This window comes from Mycetocola sp. 2940 (assembly GCF_040548835.1).
In the GTDB taxonomy this organism is placed as follows: Bacteria; Actinomycetota; Actinomycetes; order Actinomycetales; family Microbacteriaceae; genus Mycetocola_A.
The window spans coordinates 46,059-63,068 of sequence record NZ_JBEPSK010000015.1 but is presented as its reverse complement, the minus strand read 5'-3'; the positions used below and the strand labels follow the sequence as shown (position 1 = coordinate 63,068).

15 protein-coding genes are annotated in these 17,010 nt (G+C 66.0%); 2 read left to right on the top strand and 13 right to left on the bottom strand.

The genetic code is table 11. The features are described from left to right. Positions 1-147: 147 nt before the first annotated feature. From ABIE24_RS15350 to ABIE24_RS15315, 8 genes are all read right to left on the bottom strand, one after another. On the bottom strand, positions 148-615 hold the full coding sequence (locus tag ABIE24_RS15350) for a ribose-5-phosphate isomerase (RefSeq protein WP_354501202.1): 468 nt from the start codon (positions 613-615) through the stop codon (positions 148-150). Further along, positions 616-2,340 (bottom strand): dihydroxyacetone kinase family protein, encoded by a 1,725-nt coding sequence (locus ABIE24_RS15345; protein ID WP_354501200.1) that lies wholly within the window; start codon positions 2,338-2,340, stop codon positions 616-618. Between the two features lie 82 nt (positions 2,341-2,422). Further along, complete coding sequence (locus ABIE24_RS15340) at positions 2,423-3,070, bottom strand: AEC family transporter (RefSeq protein WP_354501199.1); 648 nt, start codon at positions 3,068-3,070, stop codon at positions 2,423-2,425. A 3-nt stretch (positions 3,071-3,073) separates the two neighbouring features. Then, positions 3,074-3,589 carry a VOC family protein gene (locus ABIE24_RS15335; RefSeq protein ID WP_354501197.1) on the bottom strand — a complete coding sequence of 172 codons (516 nt, stop codon included), beginning with the start codon at positions 3,587-3,589 and terminating at the stop codon, positions 3,074-3,076. Between the two features lie 35 nt (positions 3,590-3,624). Next, complete coding sequence (locus ABIE24_RS15330) at positions 3,625-4,761, bottom strand: serine hydrolase domain-containing protein (RefSeq protein WP_354501195.1); 1,137 nt, start codon at positions 4,759-4,761, stop codon at positions 3,625-3,627. Beyond that, on the bottom strand, positions 4,761-5,762 hold the full coding sequence (locus ABIE24_RS15325; RefSeq protein ID WP_354501193.1) for a sugar phosphate isomerase/epimerase family protein: 1,002 nt from the start codon (positions 5,760-5,762) through the stop codon (positions 4,761-4,763). Before ABIE24_RS15325 ends, ABIE24_RS15330 begins: the two co-directional genes overlap by 1 nt. 2 nt (positions 5,763-5,764) lie before the next feature. Then, the gene (locus ABIE24_RS15320) at positions 5,765-6,898 is read right to left on the bottom strand and encodes a Gfo/Idh/MocA family protein (RefSeq protein ID WP_354501191.1); all 1,134 of its coding nucleotides are present in this window, start codon (positions 6,896-6,898) and stop codon (positions 5,765-5,767) included. A gap of 192 nt (positions 6,899-7,090) precedes the next feature. After that, the gene (locus ABIE24_RS15315) at positions 7,091-8,005 is read right to left on the bottom strand and encodes a helix-turn-helix domain-containing protein (RefSeq protein WP_354501189.1); all 915 of its coding nucleotides are present in this window, start codon (positions 8,003-8,005) and stop codon (positions 7,091-7,093) included. Positions 8,006-8,252: 247 nt separating this feature from the next. On the opposite strand from ABIE24_RS15315, the gene ABIE24_RS15310 reads away from it, so the two are divergent. Together ABIE24_RS15310 and ABIE24_RS15305 are read left to right on the top strand one after the other, a co-directional pair. Then, a complete protein-coding gene (locus tag ABIE24_RS15310) occupies positions 8,253-8,765 on the top strand; it encodes a VOC family protein (protein ID WP_354501187.1) in 513 nt (170 codons plus the stop codon). Further along, complete coding sequence (locus ABIE24_RS15305) at positions 8,762-11,593, top strand: FAD-binding and (Fe-S)-binding domain-containing protein (RefSeq protein WP_354501185.1); 2,832 nt, start codon at positions 8,762-8,764, stop codon at positions 11,591-11,593. The genes ABIE24_RS15310 and ABIE24_RS15305 overlap by 4 nt, the downstream gene beginning before the upstream one ends. 16 nt (positions 11,594-11,609) lie before the next feature. Here the strand turns inward: ABIE24_RS15305 and ABIE24_RS15300 are convergent, their stop codons facing one another. The 5 genes from ABIE24_RS15300 to ABIE24_RS15280 form a co-directional block, all read right to left on the bottom strand. Continuing rightward, positions 11,610-12,035 (bottom strand): flavin reductase family protein, encoded by a 426-nt coding sequence (locus ABIE24_RS15300; RefSeq protein ID WP_354501183.1) that lies wholly within the window; start codon positions 12,033-12,035, stop codon positions 11,610-11,612. Then, positions 12,032-13,354 (bottom strand): NtaA/DmoA family FMN-dependent monooxygenase, encoded by a 1,323-nt coding sequence (locus tag ABIE24_RS15295; protein ID WP_354501181.1) that lies wholly within the window; start codon positions 13,352-13,354, stop codon positions 12,032-12,034. Before ABIE24_RS15295 ends, ABIE24_RS15300 begins: the two co-directional genes overlap by 4 nt. Before the next feature lie 141 nt (positions 13,355-13,495). Further along, positions 13,496-14,800 (bottom strand): ABC transporter substrate-binding protein, encoded by a 1,305-nt coding sequence (locus ABIE24_RS15290; RefSeq protein ID WP_354501179.1) that lies wholly within the window; start codon positions 14,798-14,800, stop codon positions 13,496-13,498. Between the two features lie 63 nt (positions 14,801-14,863). Then, entirely contained in the window at positions 14,864-15,685 is an 822-nt protein-coding gene (locus ABIE24_RS15285) for a carbohydrate ABC transporter permease (protein ID WP_354501177.1), read from the bottom strand. Then, the gene (locus ABIE24_RS15280; protein ID WP_354501175.1) at positions 15,682-16,623 is read right to left on the bottom strand and encodes a carbohydrate ABC transporter permease; all 942 of its coding nucleotides are present in this window, start codon (positions 16,621-16,623) and stop codon (positions 15,682-15,684) included. The genes ABIE24_RS15285 and ABIE24_RS15280 overlap by 4 nt, the downstream gene beginning before the upstream one ends. Between the last annotated feature and the right edge of the window lie 387 nt (positions 16,624-17,010).

Below are 17,010 nucleotides of genomic sequence, written 5' to 3'. Positions count from 1 at the left end.
AGCAGTCTCGGTGCGGTTTACGGTGTGCGGCCGGTACTCATGTTTTCGGACCGACGGGAACGACAAGCGTTGCTTCCCCTGCAACAGAACTTGTTGCCGACACGGCTGGAGTCGATGAGCGGCTCACTCCGACGACGACGGGTGCCATCAGCAGCTGCCGGTGGCTTCGTACGTGTCGAGAACGGCGACTTTCTCAGCACTGGCGGAGGTCTCGTCGAAGCGGTAGGTGAGCCATTCGCGGACCAGACGGCGGGCCAGTTCGGCACCGATCACGCGCTGGCCGAGGGCGAGCACCTGCGCGTTGTTCGACAGCACGAGGCGCTCGACCGAGAAGCTGTCGTGGGCGACGGATGCGCGCACGCCCTTGACCTTGCCGGCCGCCATCGCCACACCCATCCCGGTGCCGCAGATCAGCAGGCCCCGGTCGGCCTCCCCTGCCGCGATGGCCTCACCGACGGCGACGCCGACCCGCGGGTACGGGGTGTGGCCGTCAGCGTCCACGCCGACATCGGTGACGCTCTCGACGAGGTCGTTGGCGAGGAGGTCCTTCTTGAGGATCTCTTTGTAGTCGAATCCGGCGTCATCGGATCCGATGACGATACGAAGCTTGTCCATTTACTTTTCCTGTTCCTTGAGTACGGTGGCGAGTCTCTGCACGATGATCGCGAGCGAGTGCGCTCCGGCGTCCGGGGTGCCGAGCGATTTCTCGGCGTGGGGCCGGGCCCGACCCATCCGCGGCAGTAGATCGGCGGTTGCGGCGGCAGCAGCGGTGGACGCGTCCGCGGCGATCGCCCAGGCGGCGGCGAGCCGCGCTCCCCCGTCGATCTCACGCGACAGGGTGTCGGCGAAGGGCACGAGCGAGTCGACCATCGTCTTGTCGCCCGGCACGGCGCCGAAGGTCAGGATGCTGTCCTTCGCACCCTGCACACCGGCAGCGACCGCAGCTCGGGTCGGTGCGGCCGTGTCGCCGAGCGCCGTGGCGACAGCGGTGAGCGCGGCACCCCAGAGCGCACCGGACGTTCCGCCGGCGCGGTCGGACCACGCATCAGCGGCACGGGTGAGCACGGTCTCGGCGCCGGCGCCGCGGTCGAGGGCGTCATGCGCCGCGACCTTCGCCGCCTGCGAACCACGCTGCATCCCGATCCCGTGGTCACCGTCACCGGCGACCGCGTCGATCCGGCCGAGTTCGTCGACGTTCTCGTCGATCACCTCGGCGATCGCGTCGATCGCGGCGACGGCGATCCGGGCGGCGGCCTGGGATTCGGGGCTCGCGTCCGGGATCTCATCGACACTGTCAGCGCTGTCGACGACGGGCGCCTGCTCGGCCGCGGCGACGGAACCCTTGCGGTAGGCGGGCGTGTCGGCGGGGGCACGCCAGAACGTTTCGAGTTCGTCGTCGAGCCAGAACAGGGTGAGCGAGACCCCGGCCATGTCGAAGCTCGTGACGAGTTCGCCGACCTCGGGGTCGACGACGGTGACGCCGGCGTCAGCGAGGAGCTCGGCGACCCGGCGGTACACGACGAACAGTTCCTCGTACTTGACCGAGCCGAGGCCGTTGAGGATGACACCGGCACGCTGCCCGTCGGCGGAGTCGATGCCGTCCGGGAGTTCGGCCAGGAGCCTCGTGACGAAGAGTTCGGCGAGGCCGTCGGCGGTGGGGACCCCGGTTTCATCGATCCCGGGCTCGCCGTGGATGCCGATCCCGACACCCATCCGGCCTTCGGGCACGGTGAACAGCGGCGCGTCTGCTCCGGGCAGGGTGCAACCGGTGAACGCGACCCCGAACGACCGGGTGCGCTCGTTCGCGAGCGTGGCGACCCGGACGACGTCGTCGAGCGAGTAGCCGGCTTCGGATGCCGCGGCGGCCGCCTTGAACACGGTCAGGTCGCCGGCGATCCCGCGGCGTTTATGCTTCTCAGCGACCGACGCGCTGGCGATGTCGTCGGTCACGACAACGGTCCGGCAGTCGATGCCGTCGGCGATGAGGCGCTCCTGCGCCTGGGTGAAGTGCAGCACGTCGCCGGCGTAGTTGCCGTATGTGAACAGCACACCGCCGCCCTGGGACGCCGCCGCGCCGACCGAGTGCACCTGCTGGGCCGAGGGCGACGCGAACAGGTTGCCCATCGCGGCACCATGAGCGAGACCCTGGCCGACCAGGCCGCCGAACGCCGGGTAATGGCCCGACCCGCCGCCGATCACGACAGCGACCGATCCGGGTGTCGAGACCGTGCTCCGGATGACTCCCCCGGTCACCCGGCGAACCTGGGAGGCGTTGGCGGCGACGAAACCGTCGATCATCTCGTCGGCGAAAGCGACCGGGTCATTGAACAGGCGAGTCATATGCGAGAGCTCCGAAAATAGATGAGGTGAAAGGTAGAAGAATACGGAAAGGAGACGTGGGCCGTTCGATCGGGATCGTCCTTCATCGAAGGTCGCGCAGCAGCAGCGTGACGAGCAAGACCATCGGAATGCACGCGACGGTCGCGACTGCGACCGTGTCGCGTGCGAGCGGCACGGCTACTCCGTATCGGGCGGCGTAACTGAACACCATCTGGCCGGTGGGGAGAGTTGCGCACAACACCGCCGCGAAGAGCGGCACGCCCTCGAGTCCAAAGATCAGCGTCGCGGCAAGGTAGGCCGCCAACGGCATGACGATGAGCTTCATCGCGGATGCAATCGCGACCTGCGCGGTGTCTGCGCGATCCCCGGATTTCCCAAAGCCGACAAGTGAGACGCCGAACGCGATGAGCACGACGGGAATGGCGGCGTCAGCGACCAGGTCGATCGGCGCCATGAGCGGATCGGGCACCGTGAGGTCCGACGCGGCAACCGCCAGGCCGAGGGCCGCGGCGATGATGATCGGGTTCGTCACGACGCCTGCTGCGATCGATCGCACAGCTGTGCGCTCGCCGCTCGCGTGCGACAACAGCAGCGCCGGTGTGGCCGCATAGAACGACATCCGGTTGAGCGCCAGATGGCCATGTCCTCCGAGCACTCCAGCCCTCCCGAGGAGAAAGCCGATGAGTATGGCGACACCGATGATCGAGAAGCCGGTGAGAACGCCCTCCATCGGCTAGCGCTTCGGGGGTCCCCAGAGACTGTTGCGGCCGGTAGCCGGATCGACCCACAGTGCGCTTCCGTCGTCTGCGACCGTCGGGCCCGGCAAAGGCGACACGTACTCGAGACGCGTGCCGTCCAGCGCTCCCTTGTCGGTGAACCAGAGAAGAATTCGGCCGTCGTCAGTGAGAGCTTTGCCGTCGTCGGCCACCCCGATCGCGGCGAGCTCTTCCATCCGCCCTTCGGGGTCCGCCGTGCCGGGGAAGCCGAAGTGATGCACGCCGATCTGTTCGGGCCCGTGCGTGCCTTCCCCGGTCACTTCCATGAGTTCGATGCGTGGAGGGCCTTCGAGGGAGAACGAGATGCGCGCGTCGTGGAAATGCGGGCATGGGTCGACGCGGTCCTGGTAGTTCTGGGTGCGATACCGGGCGATGGGGCTGAATGTGTAGCCCGTGACGGCGGTCCAGCGCTCGATCGCGGCCTCCAGGTCGGGGACGAGGATACCGATGTGCTCGATGAGTGGGGCGGACATGAGTTGTGCTCCTGAGGTTGGAGGGATGGGAGGGGCTAGCGGGGAAGACAGTGACGGATGCCGGCGAGCAGGGTATCGAATCCGATCCCGGAGCCGGCCATGGGTGGGAACATGCTGGTCGTGTAGCCGACGGCCAGACCGGCGTCCGGGTCAGCGAACGCAACCGAGCCGCCCGCCGCTTCATGCCCGAACGAACTGGGCCCGAGAAGTGGCAGCTGTGGGAAAGGCAACTGCACACCTGAGCCGAAGGCGATGGGGATTCCCAGAACCGCGTCGGTGCCAGATGAACGTTCTGCCACCAGACGTTCGCGCCCGGCGGCATCCAGCACGCGCACTCCGTCGACAGAGTCAAGAGTGGCGGCGAAGAGTCGAGCCAGATCACGTGCGCCGGCGACGCCGCCGACCGCGGGGAATCCCGCCGAGGTGAACAGGGGCGCGTTGTAGACGTCAGTCGTGCGCGCCAGACGTCCGATCTGACCGACCGGGATTCGGGATCGAGCGGCCGTCTCCATCGAGCGCTCAGTGACCGCGATCCGGGGGCGCAGGACCGGCGCAAGTCGATCCCGCACCTGTGCGGGCATGCCGATCCAGAGGTCAAGCCCGAGCGGAACAGCGAGATGGTCGGCCACAAGGTCGCCGACGGAACGGCCCAGCGCGCGGCGGAACACGCCGTCGAGCAGTGTGCCGAAGGTGAATGCGTGGTACCCGTGTTGCGTTCCTGGCGCCCAGTAAGGCTCCTGCGCACCGATGGCGACATCCTCCGCCCCGCTGGCCAGTTCCTCCAGACTGAGTTCCGCGTCGACAGCGGGCAGTCCGCTCCGGTGCGACAGCACCATGCGTGTCGTGATCGACCGCTTGGTCGGTCGATCGAATTCCGGCCACACGTCGGAGAGTGGAGCGTCCAGATCGAGAGAACCCGCATCATGCAGGCGAGCGGCGACGATCGCCGCAATGGCCTTGGAGATCGAGAACACCGGTTGCAGGGAATCAGCGCGATAGTCGCCGGCGTGGAGGTCTACGACAGGACGCCCATCCAGGTAGATCGCCAGTGCAGCACCCCCACCCGCTTGGGCTGCGACGACCCGAGCGAGGATGTCACGCAGTTCCGAGAACGGTTCGTCGGCGGTTCCCGTTGCCGGAACGGATTCGATAGACGGCGGCGCGAATGCCATCAGCCGTAGATCCGTTGGAGTTCGCGGCGGTAGAAATCGAGGCCCTGGCGGAGTTCGACAATCGGTTGAGGCGAGTTGTCGATCTCTTCGATCGCCCAACCGGCCCAGTCGTTGTCGCGAAGGATCCGCATCCACTCAGACCAGTCCACGATTCCAGCGCCCAGGATCCGGAAGTTCTTCAGCATGATGTCATGGCGCGCCTTCGGATCGCCGCGCAGGGTGTGTCCGCCGAGCGGTCCGATGCAGTCCTTCCAGTGCATGGTCGGGATCCGGTCGATGTGCGAACGCAGCACAGCTACCGGGTCGCCGCCGTCGAGCGTGATGTGGCCGGCGTCGGGGCAAAGCTGCACTGTTGCAGGGTCGGTCAGCGACAATACTGTTGCGATGTCCTCGTTGCGCGCGCAGATGGAATAGGCATCCGTGTGGATGGCAAACTTCACACCGAACGGGGCGACGACAGCCGCAAGACGGTTCAGGTGATCCGCGTACTTCTCGTGGACCTCGCGCGCCACCGGAGCCGAGAAGTCTTCCGGGGTTGCCGTGTCATCCGGGCTCGCATTGCCGAATCGTGACCGCGGAACGCTGCCCAGGGTGATCGTCGCGGCACCGACGGCGACCAGAAACCGTGCGTGCCGCTCGAAGTATTCGTCCGCCCGCCCTTCGAGAGCGGGGTCCGCCATCGCTTCACCGATGTAGGTGCGACCGGGCGAGTAGCTCGACGTGAGAACCAGCCCACGATCGGCCACCGCGTCAGCGAACGCGGCAGCGCTGCCGTATGCGGTGATTGCCGTTTCGAACCCTCCCGGATCGGGAGCCAGCTCGACCCCTTCGACTCCAGAATCACGGGCGGCGTCGAGCATCCCGTCGAAGTAGTGTTTCGGGTTCTCGTTCACCGCTGCCGCCCACTGTGCGTGCGGCAGGTGGGGGGTGAGCCCCCAGAACGACGATTCGAAGAAGGTGATGAGGTTGGTGCCAAAGCGGATGCGGTCCCCGGTAGGCACGATCAACCCCGCTTTGCCGGCACGTCGACCCAGGCACCGGTCTCGGCCGACAACGCGACCGCGTCGATGACGCGCTGGACGTGCACGGCGTCAGTGAAGGATGGCTGCGGGGTTTCGCCCGTCGTGATGGCGCGAACAAATTTCTGGAACTGAATCGCTGAGACCTCGACGTAACCGGTTCCTAGTCCGGCCAGCTTCCAGAACCCGTCAGGGTGCTCCGAGTTCGTGTGGATGGTGCGGAAGCCCCGGTGATCGGCGGCCTCATCGACATAGGAGACGGTGAACTCCTCCCGACGGTTCCAGTCGAACTGCGTGGCACCCTTCGATCCGTCCAGTTCGAAGTACACGCGATTCTTGCGCCCTGAGGCGAAGGAACTGACGGCAAACGTGCCGATCGCGCCGGAGGCGAATTGGGCCAGCCAGACACCCCCATCGTCGATGAGGTCACCGTCGACGCGCTCGGCATCGGGAACCCAGCCCGACTGAGTGCCGTCGCCCTTGGAGCGGAGCAACGCGCACACCCGCGTGATGTCGCCAAGCAGATACTCGCCGATGTCGACGATATGCGAACCGATGTCGCCGGCGGTGCCGGAACCGCCCGTGGCTTTCGTGGCGCGCCAGCGGTTCGGATCCGCGGTGAAGCCCGTCTCCTGGAGGTAGCTGGCACGGAACTGCAGCGGCACGCCGAGAGCTCCGTCGTCGAGCAGATTCTTGGTGAAGGTGATCGCCGGTGTGTGGCGATAGTTGAATCCGACCTGCGCCACGACGCCGGCCGCGCGAGCCGCCTCGGCCATGACTTCGCCCTCATCCGAAGAATTCGTAATCGGCTTCTCGCAGAAGACATGCTTACCGGCCGCGATTGCGGCCAGGGCGATCTCCTGATGCAACTGCGGCGGAGTGCAGATGTCGACGATGTCGATGTCATCACGCGCGATGACCTGCCGCCAGTCGGTCGCCGATTCTTCCCAGCCGAGTTGGGCGGCGGATGCTGCGGCTACGACCTCGTCAACATCGACCAGGACCTTGCGGACGACTGTTGCCCCGATGTCACTGGCGATGGGCGCGAGCGCGTAGGCGAGGCTGTGGGCTCTGCCCATGAAACCGCCTCCGATGAGTGCGACGTTCAGATTCTTCACGTGGTATCCCGATTCTCGTTCGCGCAGTACGGCAATCCGCCGACGCCTGTCAACCTTCTCGTGCTGCACGACGGCCCGTCTTGCCTGCCGGAGACCGCCGATTGACCGCGCGTGCCTCGTTGGTCCCGCCCGTGGGTAACCTCGCATGGCCATGGGGCACCTGCCTCCGCAGACGCGCAGGCGGCCCCTCCGTCAGGCGATGTGACGGTCGATGCTCAACGGCAGGACGTATCCGGCCGCACCGCCGCTGGTGTGGACTGCTGAGCGATAGGCCCGGGGTGACAGTCCGTACGCTGCCTTGAAGAGCCGGCTGAAGTGGGCGGCGTCCCACAGGCCCCAGCGCGATCCGATCGCGCTGACCGGGATGGCCGCGGACGATGTGTCGGCGAGGTCGACACGGCAGTGTTCGAGGCGGCGGGACCGGGTCCATCCTCGAACGGTGAGGCCTTCGCTCTCGAAGAGGCGGTGCAGCGTCCGTGTCGACACGTTCTCGTGGCTGGCGATCCGGTCGGGAGTGAGGTCCAGGTCTCCGAGGTGGGATTCGATGTAATCCTTGGCGAGTTGCAGCATCCGGCCGCGACCGTGGGCATCCGGTGCCTGTCGCCCGTCGACGCACAGCAGGGCCATCAGACCGACGATGTGCTGCGCGAGTTGTGCGGGGTTCGCGGGGAAGTAGTCCGGGCGCTGGGCGGCGACGCCGTTCAGCAGGTGTCCCACGAGGCTCGCGGTGCCCTCGGCCGTTGACCAGATCTGTCCGTCTGCGGAATCCATCGACGAGGCATGTGGGCCCAGCGTCCCGGCCGGAATCCGGATCACGAGGAGTTCTGCCGAATCTCCCGTGTGGATTTCCAGGGGGGCAACATTGCGGATGACGGTGAACTCGGCATCCTTGAGTTCGGTCACGCCGCTCGGGCGGACGGCGCTGGCGGGGCCGCGCAGGGCATATAACGCGAGGAGCGGCCAGCGGGCCGTGTTCTCAAAGGTGGGACGGACCGTCAGAGAATGCCCGGAGCCCAGGTGGGCGATCTCGAGCTGGTCGAAACTGCGGTTGCTCAGCGCGGACTGCTCGCTGCGTGATGTCACGGGGGTCGGGATCGAGGACTGCATTGTTTACCTCCTTGTAAACGGGACGAGCAGCCAGCGAGCGAACTTACACGTGTCAGGTGCTGGCTTACTCGTGTCAAGTTACACACCTTGTCGCTTGAGCGCAACAAAGAGACGCAACTGAGTTGACGACGACCGCCTGGAAACCCGTGCGTAGGCAGACTCCCCCAGACAACGGCGCGACTCCCACAGACAACACGCGCAATCATGACCGTTCTACCGTGAGAGGAAAGAAAGCAGGCCCCCGCGCATGTCCGCTCCCCTGATCGACCACATCGGCATTCTGGTGCCCGACCTCGAGTCCGCCATCGAGAAGTGGGAGCGTGCCACCGGCTACACCTTCAGCCCGATCGCTCGCTACCGCACCTCCGGCTACAGCGACGACAGCGACGTGACGCCGCACGACCACAATGCGCGATTCGCCGTGTCCCGCGAGGGCACGCCGCATATCGAACTCCTCGAGGCTGCCGGCACCGGCAGCCACTCACTGGCACGCCTGGGGCCGCACCACCTTGCGGTCCGCGTCGCGAGCGCCGAAGCCGAGGCCGAACGCGTCCGGGACCTGGGCCACGATATCGACACCTGGGCGCGGATGCCCGACGGGTCCATGCACATCTGCTTCACCGCACGTCAGGTCCTCGACGGAGTTGCTCTCGAGTTCATTTCGGAGTTTCCCGGCCCCATCGTTCTCGATGACGGTTCGCTCCCCTGGCGTGACCCGGAAACCGGGCGCGCGTCGCTGTGGGGGGAGCCCCAGGAATGACCGACCCCGCAACGGCCGTCGCGGACGCGCTTCGCTCAGCGATCGACGGCGAGGTCTCGATCAGTACGAGCCGGCGCGCGCAGTACTCGTCCGATGCGTCGAACTATCGCGTTCCACCGTCGGTCGTCGCGTTCCCCCGAACGACCGATGAACTGGCGGCGATCACGGATGTCTCGCGCGCCCACGGTATGCCGCTCACCCTGCGCGGAGCCGGCACATCCGTGGCCGGCAATGCGATCGGCTCCGGCATCGTTGTGGACACGTCGAGGCATCTCAACCGGATACTGGAGATCGACGCCGACTCCCGGACCGCGCTCGTCGAACCCGGTGTGGTGCTGAGCGCGCTCAACTCCGCTGCGGCGCCTCACGGACTGCGTTTCGGTCCCGACCCATCGACCCACGCGCGCGCGACAGTCGGCGGCCTCATCGGCAACAACGCGTGCGGAGCTCACGCCCTCGCCTACGGTCGGACCGCCGACAACGTCGTGTCGCTTGAGGTGATCGACGGCACCGGCCGCCGGTACGAGGCGGCCCAGGATCTCAGCGTCGTGCCCGGGCTGCGGTCGCTGGTCGATGATGAGCTCGAGATCCTCAGGCTGGAATTCGGGCGCTTCGGTCGACAGGTCAGCGGGTATTCACTCGAACATCTCCTGCCCGAGAACGGCACGCGCCTCGCCCGCGCCCTGGTCGGCACTGAGGGCACGGTCGCGACCATCCTGCAGGCGCGCGTGAGGCTCGTCCAGGTACCCGTCGCCCCGGCGCTCGTCGTGCTCGGATATCCCGACATGGCGACGGCCGCGGATGCTGTGCCCGCCCTCCTGGCGCACCGTCCGTTGGCGATCGAGGGGCTGGACGCGCGTCTGGTCGATGTCATCCGTCGCCACAAGGGGGCGAGCCGGGTCCCTGAGCTTCCGGCCGGCGGCGGTTGGCTCCTTGTCGAGGTCGGCGGAGAGTCCGCTGCAGAGGCGCTGTACGCCGCCGGGCTTCTCGTGCAGGATGCCGCCACCACGGCGGTTCGCGTCCTGCCCGCCGGGCCGGAAGCGGCCGCGCTCTGGCGCATCCGTGAGGACGGCGCCGGTCTGGCGGGACGCACCGCTGCGGGAACGCAGGCGTGGCCAGGCTGGGAGGATGCGGCCGTCAGCCCCGAGCGACTCGGTTCCTACCTGCGCGAGTTCGAGACGCTCATGGACGACTACGGGGTCTCCGGCCTGCCATACGGACACTTCGGCGACGGCTGCATCCACGTGCGCATCGACATCCCGCTCGAACGCGACGGCTCCGTGCTCCGATCCTTCATGGTCGACGCGGCGAAACTGGTGACCTCGCACGGAGGATCCCTCTCCGGGGAGCACGGCGACGGCCGCGCCAGGGGCGAGCTCCTCAGCCTCATGTACTCGCCCGAAGCCATCGCCCTGCTCGGACGATTCAAGGCGCTCTTCGACCCGAACAATCTCCTCAATCCGGGAATCATCGTCGACCCGGCACCGCTTGACGCCGACCTGCGCCGGCCGCGGGCGTTGCCCGTCGTACGGGTGAACGGCTTCGCCTTCACCCACGACGACGGCGACTTCACCAAGGCCGCGCACCGCTGCGTCGGGGTAGGAAAGTGCCGGGCCGATTCGGGGGCTTCCGGCGGATTCATGTGCCCCTCCTACCAGGCGACGATGGACGAGAACGACGTGACCCGGGGCCGGGCGCGTGTGCTTCAGGAAATGATCAACGGCGAACTCGTCAGTGACGGGTGGCGATCACAGGAGGTCCACGACGCCCTCGACCTCTGCCTGAGTTGCAAGGCGTGTTCCCGGGACTGCCCCGCCGGTGTGGACATGGCGCAGTACAAGTCCGAAGTTCTTTACCGGAGCTTCCGCGGCCGCCTTCGCCCGGTCAGCCACTACGTCCTCGGCTGGCTTCCGCGCTGGGCCCGCCTCGCCGCGATTGCCCCGCGACTGGTGAACGTCGTGGCGGGAGTCCGGCCCCTCGCGAAGGTCGGTCTTCGGCTGGGCGGCATGGACAGTCGGCGCGAAATCCCCGCTTTTGCGGACCGCACCTTCCGACAGTCGCGGCGGGGCGTCGCCAGCCACGATCCGGGCTGCGGTCATCAGGCGCCACACGTGGTGCTGTGGGTCGACTCGTTCAGTAACTCCTTCACGCCCGGGAACGCCGGTGCAGCCATCCGGGTTCTCGAGGACGCCGGTTTCCACGTCGTTGTGCCCGATGAGGACGCGTGCTGCGGGCTCACCTGGATCAGCACCGGTCAGCTCGACGGTGCGCGCCGCCGCCTCTCCCGTCTGCTGGACGTCCTCGGCCCGTATGCGGAAGCGGGCATCCCGATTGTCGGCCTCGAACCGTCCTGTACGGCTGTCCTGCGGAGCGACCTCGTGGACCTCTTCCCCGGCAACGCACGGGCAACGGCCGTGTCCGGCGCGACAGTGACGATGGCGGAGGTCCTCGCGACGGTGGAGGGATGGATACCTCCGGATCTGAGTGACGTCGTGGCCGTGGTCCAACCGCACTGTCACCAGTATTCCGTCATGGGGTTCGACTTCGACCGTGCGTTGCTGGAACGCGCGGGTGCGAACATCACGACGATCGCAGGCTGCTGCGGACTGGCGGGCAACTTCGGCATGGAGAAGGGGCACTATGACACCTCGGTTGCCGTTGCCGAACACGCGCTCCTCCCTGCCCTGCGGGCGCGACCGGAAGGAGCCATCTTCCTCGCCGACGGCTTCTCGTGCCGCACACAGGCAGACCAGCTCGCCGGCGTGGAGGGCACGACTCTGTCGGAACTGCTCGCGGACCGGATACCGGCGCGGCAGCCGGTGGCCTGAGCCTGTTACGGTCGTTTCAGCCCGCGATCTCGGAGTGGGGACCGAGCGCATACCAGGCACGGCTGTGGTGAACGAGGGCGGGTGACCGCGGGGACAGCTGCGCCTCAACGGCGTGCACCGCGATGACTGTTGCGGAGCCGACTCTGAACTGCTCAATCACCTCGCCTCGGATCCACAGCTTGACCCCGGTGAAGTAGGGTTCCCCGGTCGGCAGTCGCGCCCAGATCCCCGTATTCGCGAAACGGTCGATATCGCTCGTCGACCCGAGCTTCGCGATGTCGATGCGGTCGGCGTCGATCAGGTGCACGACGACCGTGCTTGCGAGTCTGAGTGCCGGGCTGGACGAGGACAGATCCGAAACGGAGAAGATGAGGACCGGGGGCTCGGCGCTGACGGCGACGACGGACAGGGGCTTCCCGACCGACGCTGTCTCCCCGATCACCGGGTTGCCTGCCTCACCGAGAGCCCGAGTGTGTCGCGCAGAGTGCCGCCGGCGTACTCCGTGCGGAAGAGGCCACGGCGCTGAAGCTCCGGCACGAGCTCGGTGGCCACCCTCGCGAACCCTTCCGGCATGTAAGGAGGAATGATGGTGAACCCGTCACATGCGTACGACTCGAACCAGTGCTGCATGTCGTCCGCGATGCTCGACGGAGTGCCGAGCTGGAACTGATGACCGGTGATCTTAGCCCGGGTGCGGATCATCTCGCGCAGCGTCGGTCGCTCGTCGACGACGATCCGGTAGAGGTTCGGATACCGGCTCGCATGCAGGTTGGGGCTGGCTGCGGCCTGCTCGAGTGATACGAGGCGGTGGACGGGGATGGGTTCGTCGAGGGGTAGATCCGCGAGGGGCACGTCGAGAAGCAGGAGGCTCAGGTACGCGAGGCCGTCGTCGATGGCATAAAGGTCGGCGAGCTCACCGGCGATGTCCTCGGCTTCTGCAAGGCTGCTGCCGACGATGGGTACGACGCCGGGAAGAATGCGGAGTGACTCTTCGTCGCGGCCGTTCGCCACGGCTAGGCGTTTCATGTCGGCGTAGAACGCCAGCGCGAGATCCAGTTCGCTCTTTGCGGTGAAGATCACTTCGGCGTTGCGCGCGCCGAAGTCCATCCCGTCCGGCGACTGGCCAGCCTGGACGATCACCGGTCGGCCCTGCGGCGAGCGCGGCACGGTCATGGGACCCTTGACCGTGAAATAGGGCCCGACATGATCGGCGGCGTGGATGCGTGCCGGATCTGCCCAGACGTTCCCTGACCTGTCACCGACGACGGCGTCGTCGTCCCAGCCATCCCACAGCGCGACGGCGGCCTGGAGCCAGTCCTCGGCGATCCGGTATCGCTCGGATTTGGACGGGATCGCACCGGAGAAGTTCTCTTCGCCCTGGGTCGACGTCACGATATTGACCGCGGCACGGCCGTTCGACAGGAAGTCGATCTGCGAGAGCATCCGCGCGGCGTTGTACGGTTGCGAGAACGTCGTGGAGACGGTGGCCACGAGCCCGATGTCTTTGGTAACGGCGCTGAGCGCGCCGAGCGTCGTGAGAGGCTCGATCTGCAGCATGTCGGTGCCGTCGCGGGAGAGCTTGTCGGCGAGGAAGATCGCATCGAACTTCGCAGACTCGGCGAGCTGCGCGGTGCGTGAGATGTAGTCCAGCGTCATCACGTTCTCGGCGTTGCTGGCAGGCCGCCTCCAGCTGTAATTCAGTCTGCCGAACGGGCTGTAAAACAGCACGAGGTTCATCGTTCCGGATCGCGTGTTCGTCATGGTCGCTCCTCGTCGTTGGCCCGATTCAACCCTCCCAGCCGGTGGGCCGCCGGTCATGCGTCTGCACGCCGTCCCGTTGCACGTGACCGCCGCAAAAATGGGTGGCACGACGATTCGTGCCACCCATTTCCGATCGGGCGATTATCCCTGCGCGTACTCGTCATCCATTGACTTGAGTGCCTCTTCGGCGCTCGTGTCGCCCGTCAGCATGCCCTGAAGGCCGGCGAACATCGCCTGCTCGACGCGAGCGTTCGGCCAGTACTGGTTCAGGAAGTGCACGGTCCGCTCCTCCTCGAGGTAGTCGGAGATGGTCGTCAAGGCGGTCGGGGACAATTCGATGTCCGGGTTGGCAATGGCAGGAACGGGTCCCTGCATGGCGTTGACGTATGCCTGGGTACCCTCGGTCGAGGCAAGGAAGTCCACGAAGTCGAGCGACATGTCAGGATTCTTGGCATTCTTGTTGACCGCAGCGCCACCGGAGCTCGCTGCAGCGATGATGCCGGTGTCGGGATCGTCGCCGCCCGAGAGCGGAACATAACTGATCGGGTCGTCGCCGGCGATGACGCGTAGGGCCGCCATCTGGAGCGCGCTCGGCATGGTGCCGAGAGCGGAACCGTCCGCGACCATCTGGAGCATGCCGTCGTTGTTCACACCGGTCGAGTCCGGGTTGAAGCAGCCCGCGTCGATCATCTGCTGGAAGTACTCAAACGCCTTCTGGTAGCCGGGTTCCTCAGAGAAGCTGGTGTCTCCCGCTTCGATCTGCTCGTCAAAGTCCGGGTTCTCCCCATAAACGAGGGTGGGTGCGAGGGAGTAAACAACGTTCTGTACGTTGTTGAGCGTTGCTCCACCGATGGAGTAGGCAACTTTACCCTGGGACTTCGCTGCCTCGCAGAATGGCAGCACTTCGGGCCAGATCGTTGGGGCGCTCAGACCCGTCTCATCGAGAGTTGCCTGGTTATAGAACCCACCGAAGGTGTTCACGAGGGTTCCCATGATGTACACCTTGCCGTCGACGCTGAGCTGTTCCTCGATCGACTCGGGGTAGTTTCCGGCCCATTCTCGGTCAGACAGGTCGGTGAGGAAGCCTCCGGGGGCGATCTGGCGGAGTGCGCCCGGGTTGCCGTTGGCCGGCCAGAGGTACATGACGTCGGCGGCGCTCCCGGCGGCGAGCTGTGTCCGCAGCGTCGCCTGGTATTGCTCGGTGTCGGCGATCGACACGACGACCTCCGCTTCCGGGTTCGCCTCCTTGAACAGGGCGACGACCGCATCAATCCCGGCCTTCTCCGAGCCCTTCCAGGAGATGGTCAGAAGGTTGCTTCCTGCGGTGTCGCCTTCGCCTTCGCTCTTTGGCTCGCTGGCAGGCGCCGTGGAACAGCCGACCAGCAGGAGCGCGGCTGCTGAGGTCAGCGCCACCCCGGTCATGTACTTGTTTCTCGAGAGCTTCATCACTTTCGATACCTTTCGTTGATGGTGCTGCGATGCCCGCTGAATCCACCGGGCCCTGTCCGCTCAGCCCTTGACGCCACTGGCCAGGCCCTGAATGAGCGACTTCTGGAGGAAGAAGAATGCGATGAGCACCGGGATGACCCCGATGATCAGGGCGGAGAAGATGACACCCCACTGCGAGGTGAATTCGCCGACGAAGCTGTATACGGCCACGGGGACGGTGCGGTTCGTCGTCCCGCTCAGGTAGAGCAGGGGCTGAAGGAAGTCGTTCCAGATGAACAGACCGTTCAGGATCACGACGGTGCCGGTGACCGGGCGCAGCAAGGGAAAAACCACGCGGCCGAACGTCTGCAGGTGACTGGCCCCATCCAGCGCCGCAGCTTCTTCATAGTCGATGGGGATCTGCCGCAGGAACTGGACGTAGAGGAACAGGGAGAACGGCACGCGCAAACCCACGTAGATGATGATCAGCGGCACGATCGTCCCGAGCAGGCCCATCTGGCGCATCGTCGTGTACAGGGGGATCAGCCCCAGCTGGAACGGCAGCAGAAGCCCGATCATGAAGCCGTAGAAGGCGAAGCTCGACCACCCTGCGGTGATGCGCGCGATGGGGTAGGCCGCGAGCGACGAGATTGCCACGATCAGCAGGACGCTCACGATCGTGATGATCGCGCTGTTTGCGATCGCTCCGCCGAGACCTGACTGGTTCCACGCTGCAGCGAAATTGCCGAAGGTCGGTTCCGTGGTCGGGACGAGAGGCGAACCACTGTCGCTTGCGGGCCGGATCGCCACGTTGAGCAGGATATAGATCGGAAACAGAAAGATGAGTGCGACGACGAGCATGCCGCTTTCGCCGAGGCCGGTCTTCCAGGTGTAGCGGTTCACGAGTTTTTCCCCGATCGGATCAGAAGTCGGTACTGGATGATCGCGAGCACCGCCACGAACACGGCGAGCACGACGGCGAGGGCAGCGCTGTAGCCGAGTTCCCCGTACTGGAAGGCGTTTCGGTAGACAAGCGTCGAGAGCGTCTCCGTCGACTGCGCCGGTCCTCCCTGAGTTGTCACCCAGATCTGGTCGAACGACATCAGGCCGCGGATGAGCGAGAGCATGACGTTGACGGTGATCGCAGGCGCAAGAAGCGGGCGCACGACGTACCAGAAGCGCTTGAACGGGCCGGCGCCGTCGAGCGACGCGGCCTCGAGCTGTTCCTGGGGAACACCCTGCAGCCCGGCAAGGTAGATAACCATTGCGTAACCGGAAAACTGCCAGATCATGATGGCCGCGATGGACCAGAGCGCGATCTGCGGGTCACCGAGCCAGTTTTGCGCCAGGTCACCGAGACCCATGCCGCGCAGGACCTCGTTGATCGGCCCGCTCGGAATGAAGATGAACTGCCAGAGGAATGCGACGACGACCGAAAGAATGACGACAGGTGCGAAGAAGACGACGCGCAGCACGTTTCGGCTCTTGATGCGCGTGTGAAGCGCAAGTGCCAGCAACAACCCGATGACGTTCTCGAAGATCGTCACCACGACCGCCAGCAGGACGGTGTTGGAGACGGCCCGGACCGCCTGGTCGTCGTTGATCAGCCGAACGTAGTTGTCCAGGCCGACCCAGCTCCAGTCCGGGTTCAGGCCGTTCCAGTCGGTGAAGGAGTAGGTCGCCCCCTGAGCCGCCGGCACCAGGACCACGAACAGGTACGGGACGGCGGCCGGGAGGAGAAAGAGCCACAGCCATGTTCGAGGACGTCGGCGCAAGCGCCTGGTCGACGGGACCGCGGCAACAGCCGGTGGTGTCTCTGTCGTATCAATGGTGGTTGTCATATCCGTGTCCTCCGGGCCCGTGGCCCTTGTCGTTGGCTCAAGCTTCTCCCGCCGGTCACTCGTGAATCTTGCGTTTCTCGGACGCTGACTTGGCTCAGGGGGCCGAGTCTTCGGGAATCATCGCCCGATCTGAGTGCGGGCCGCGTCGATCACGCGTCACTGGGCGAGCGATGTCGCCAGCGGGAGCTGCGCGGCGACCTCGGCACCCGCGGACTCGAAGCTATGGGCTACCAGAGCGACGTGTTTGGTCGCGATCGCCGTTCATGCAGACGTCCGTGCTCGGTGTGCCGGCAGCGACGTCAACGACGTCCAGATCCGCACGGCGGGTTCGCATGCATTCCTTCGAGCACCGCCCAGCAAACGAACGGGGGCGAGGCGGTCTGGAAG

What these genes read in the sequence shown, in the direction of transcription:
- ABIE24_RS15330 (WP_354501195.1), bottom strand. Translation starts at nt 4,761, where the DNA reads ATGGCATTCGCGCCGCCGTCTATCGAATCCGTTCCGGCAACGGGAACC.
- ABIE24_RS15280 (WP_354501175.1), bottom strand. Translation starts at nt 16,623, where the DNA reads ATGACAACCACCATTGATACGACAGAGACACCACCGGCTGTTGCCGCG.
- ABIE24_RS15345 (WP_354501200.1), bottom strand. Translation starts at nt 2,340, where the DNA reads ATGACTCGCCTGTTCAATGACCCGGTCGCTTTCGCCGACGAGATGATC.
- ABIE24_RS15340 (WP_354501199.1), bottom strand. Translation starts at nt 3,070, where the DNA reads ATGGAGGGCGTTCTCACCGGCTTCTCGATCATCGGTGTCGCCATACTC.
- ABIE24_RS15315 (WP_354501189.1), bottom strand. Translation starts at nt 8,005, where the DNA reads ATGCAGTCCTCGATCCCGACCCCCGTGACATCACGCAGCGAGCAGTCC.
- ABIE24_RS15295 (WP_354501181.1), bottom strand. Translation starts at nt 13,354, where the DNA reads ATGACGAACACGCGATCCGGAACGATGAACCTCGTGCTGTTTTACAGC.
- ABIE24_RS15335 (WP_354501197.1), bottom strand. Translation starts at nt 3,589, where the DNA reads ATGTCCGCCCCACTCATCGAGCACATCGGTATCCTCGTCCCCGACCTG.
- ABIE24_RS15290 (WP_354501179.1), bottom strand. Translation starts at nt 14,800, where the DNA reads ATGAAGCTCTCGAGAAACAAGTACATGACCGGGGTGGCGCTGACCTCA.
- ABIE24_RS15350 (WP_354501202.1), bottom strand. Translation starts at nt 615, where the DNA reads ATGGACAAGCTTCGTATCGTCATCGGATCCGATGACGCCGGATTCGAC.
- ABIE24_RS15310 (WP_354501187.1), top strand. Translation starts at nt 8,253, where the DNA reads ATGTCCGCTCCCCTGATCGACCACATCGGCATTCTGGTGCCCGACCTC.
- ABIE24_RS15305 (WP_354501185.1), top strand. Translation starts at nt 8,762, where the DNA reads ATGACCGACCCCGCAACGGCCGTCGCGGACGCGCTTCGCTCAGCGATC.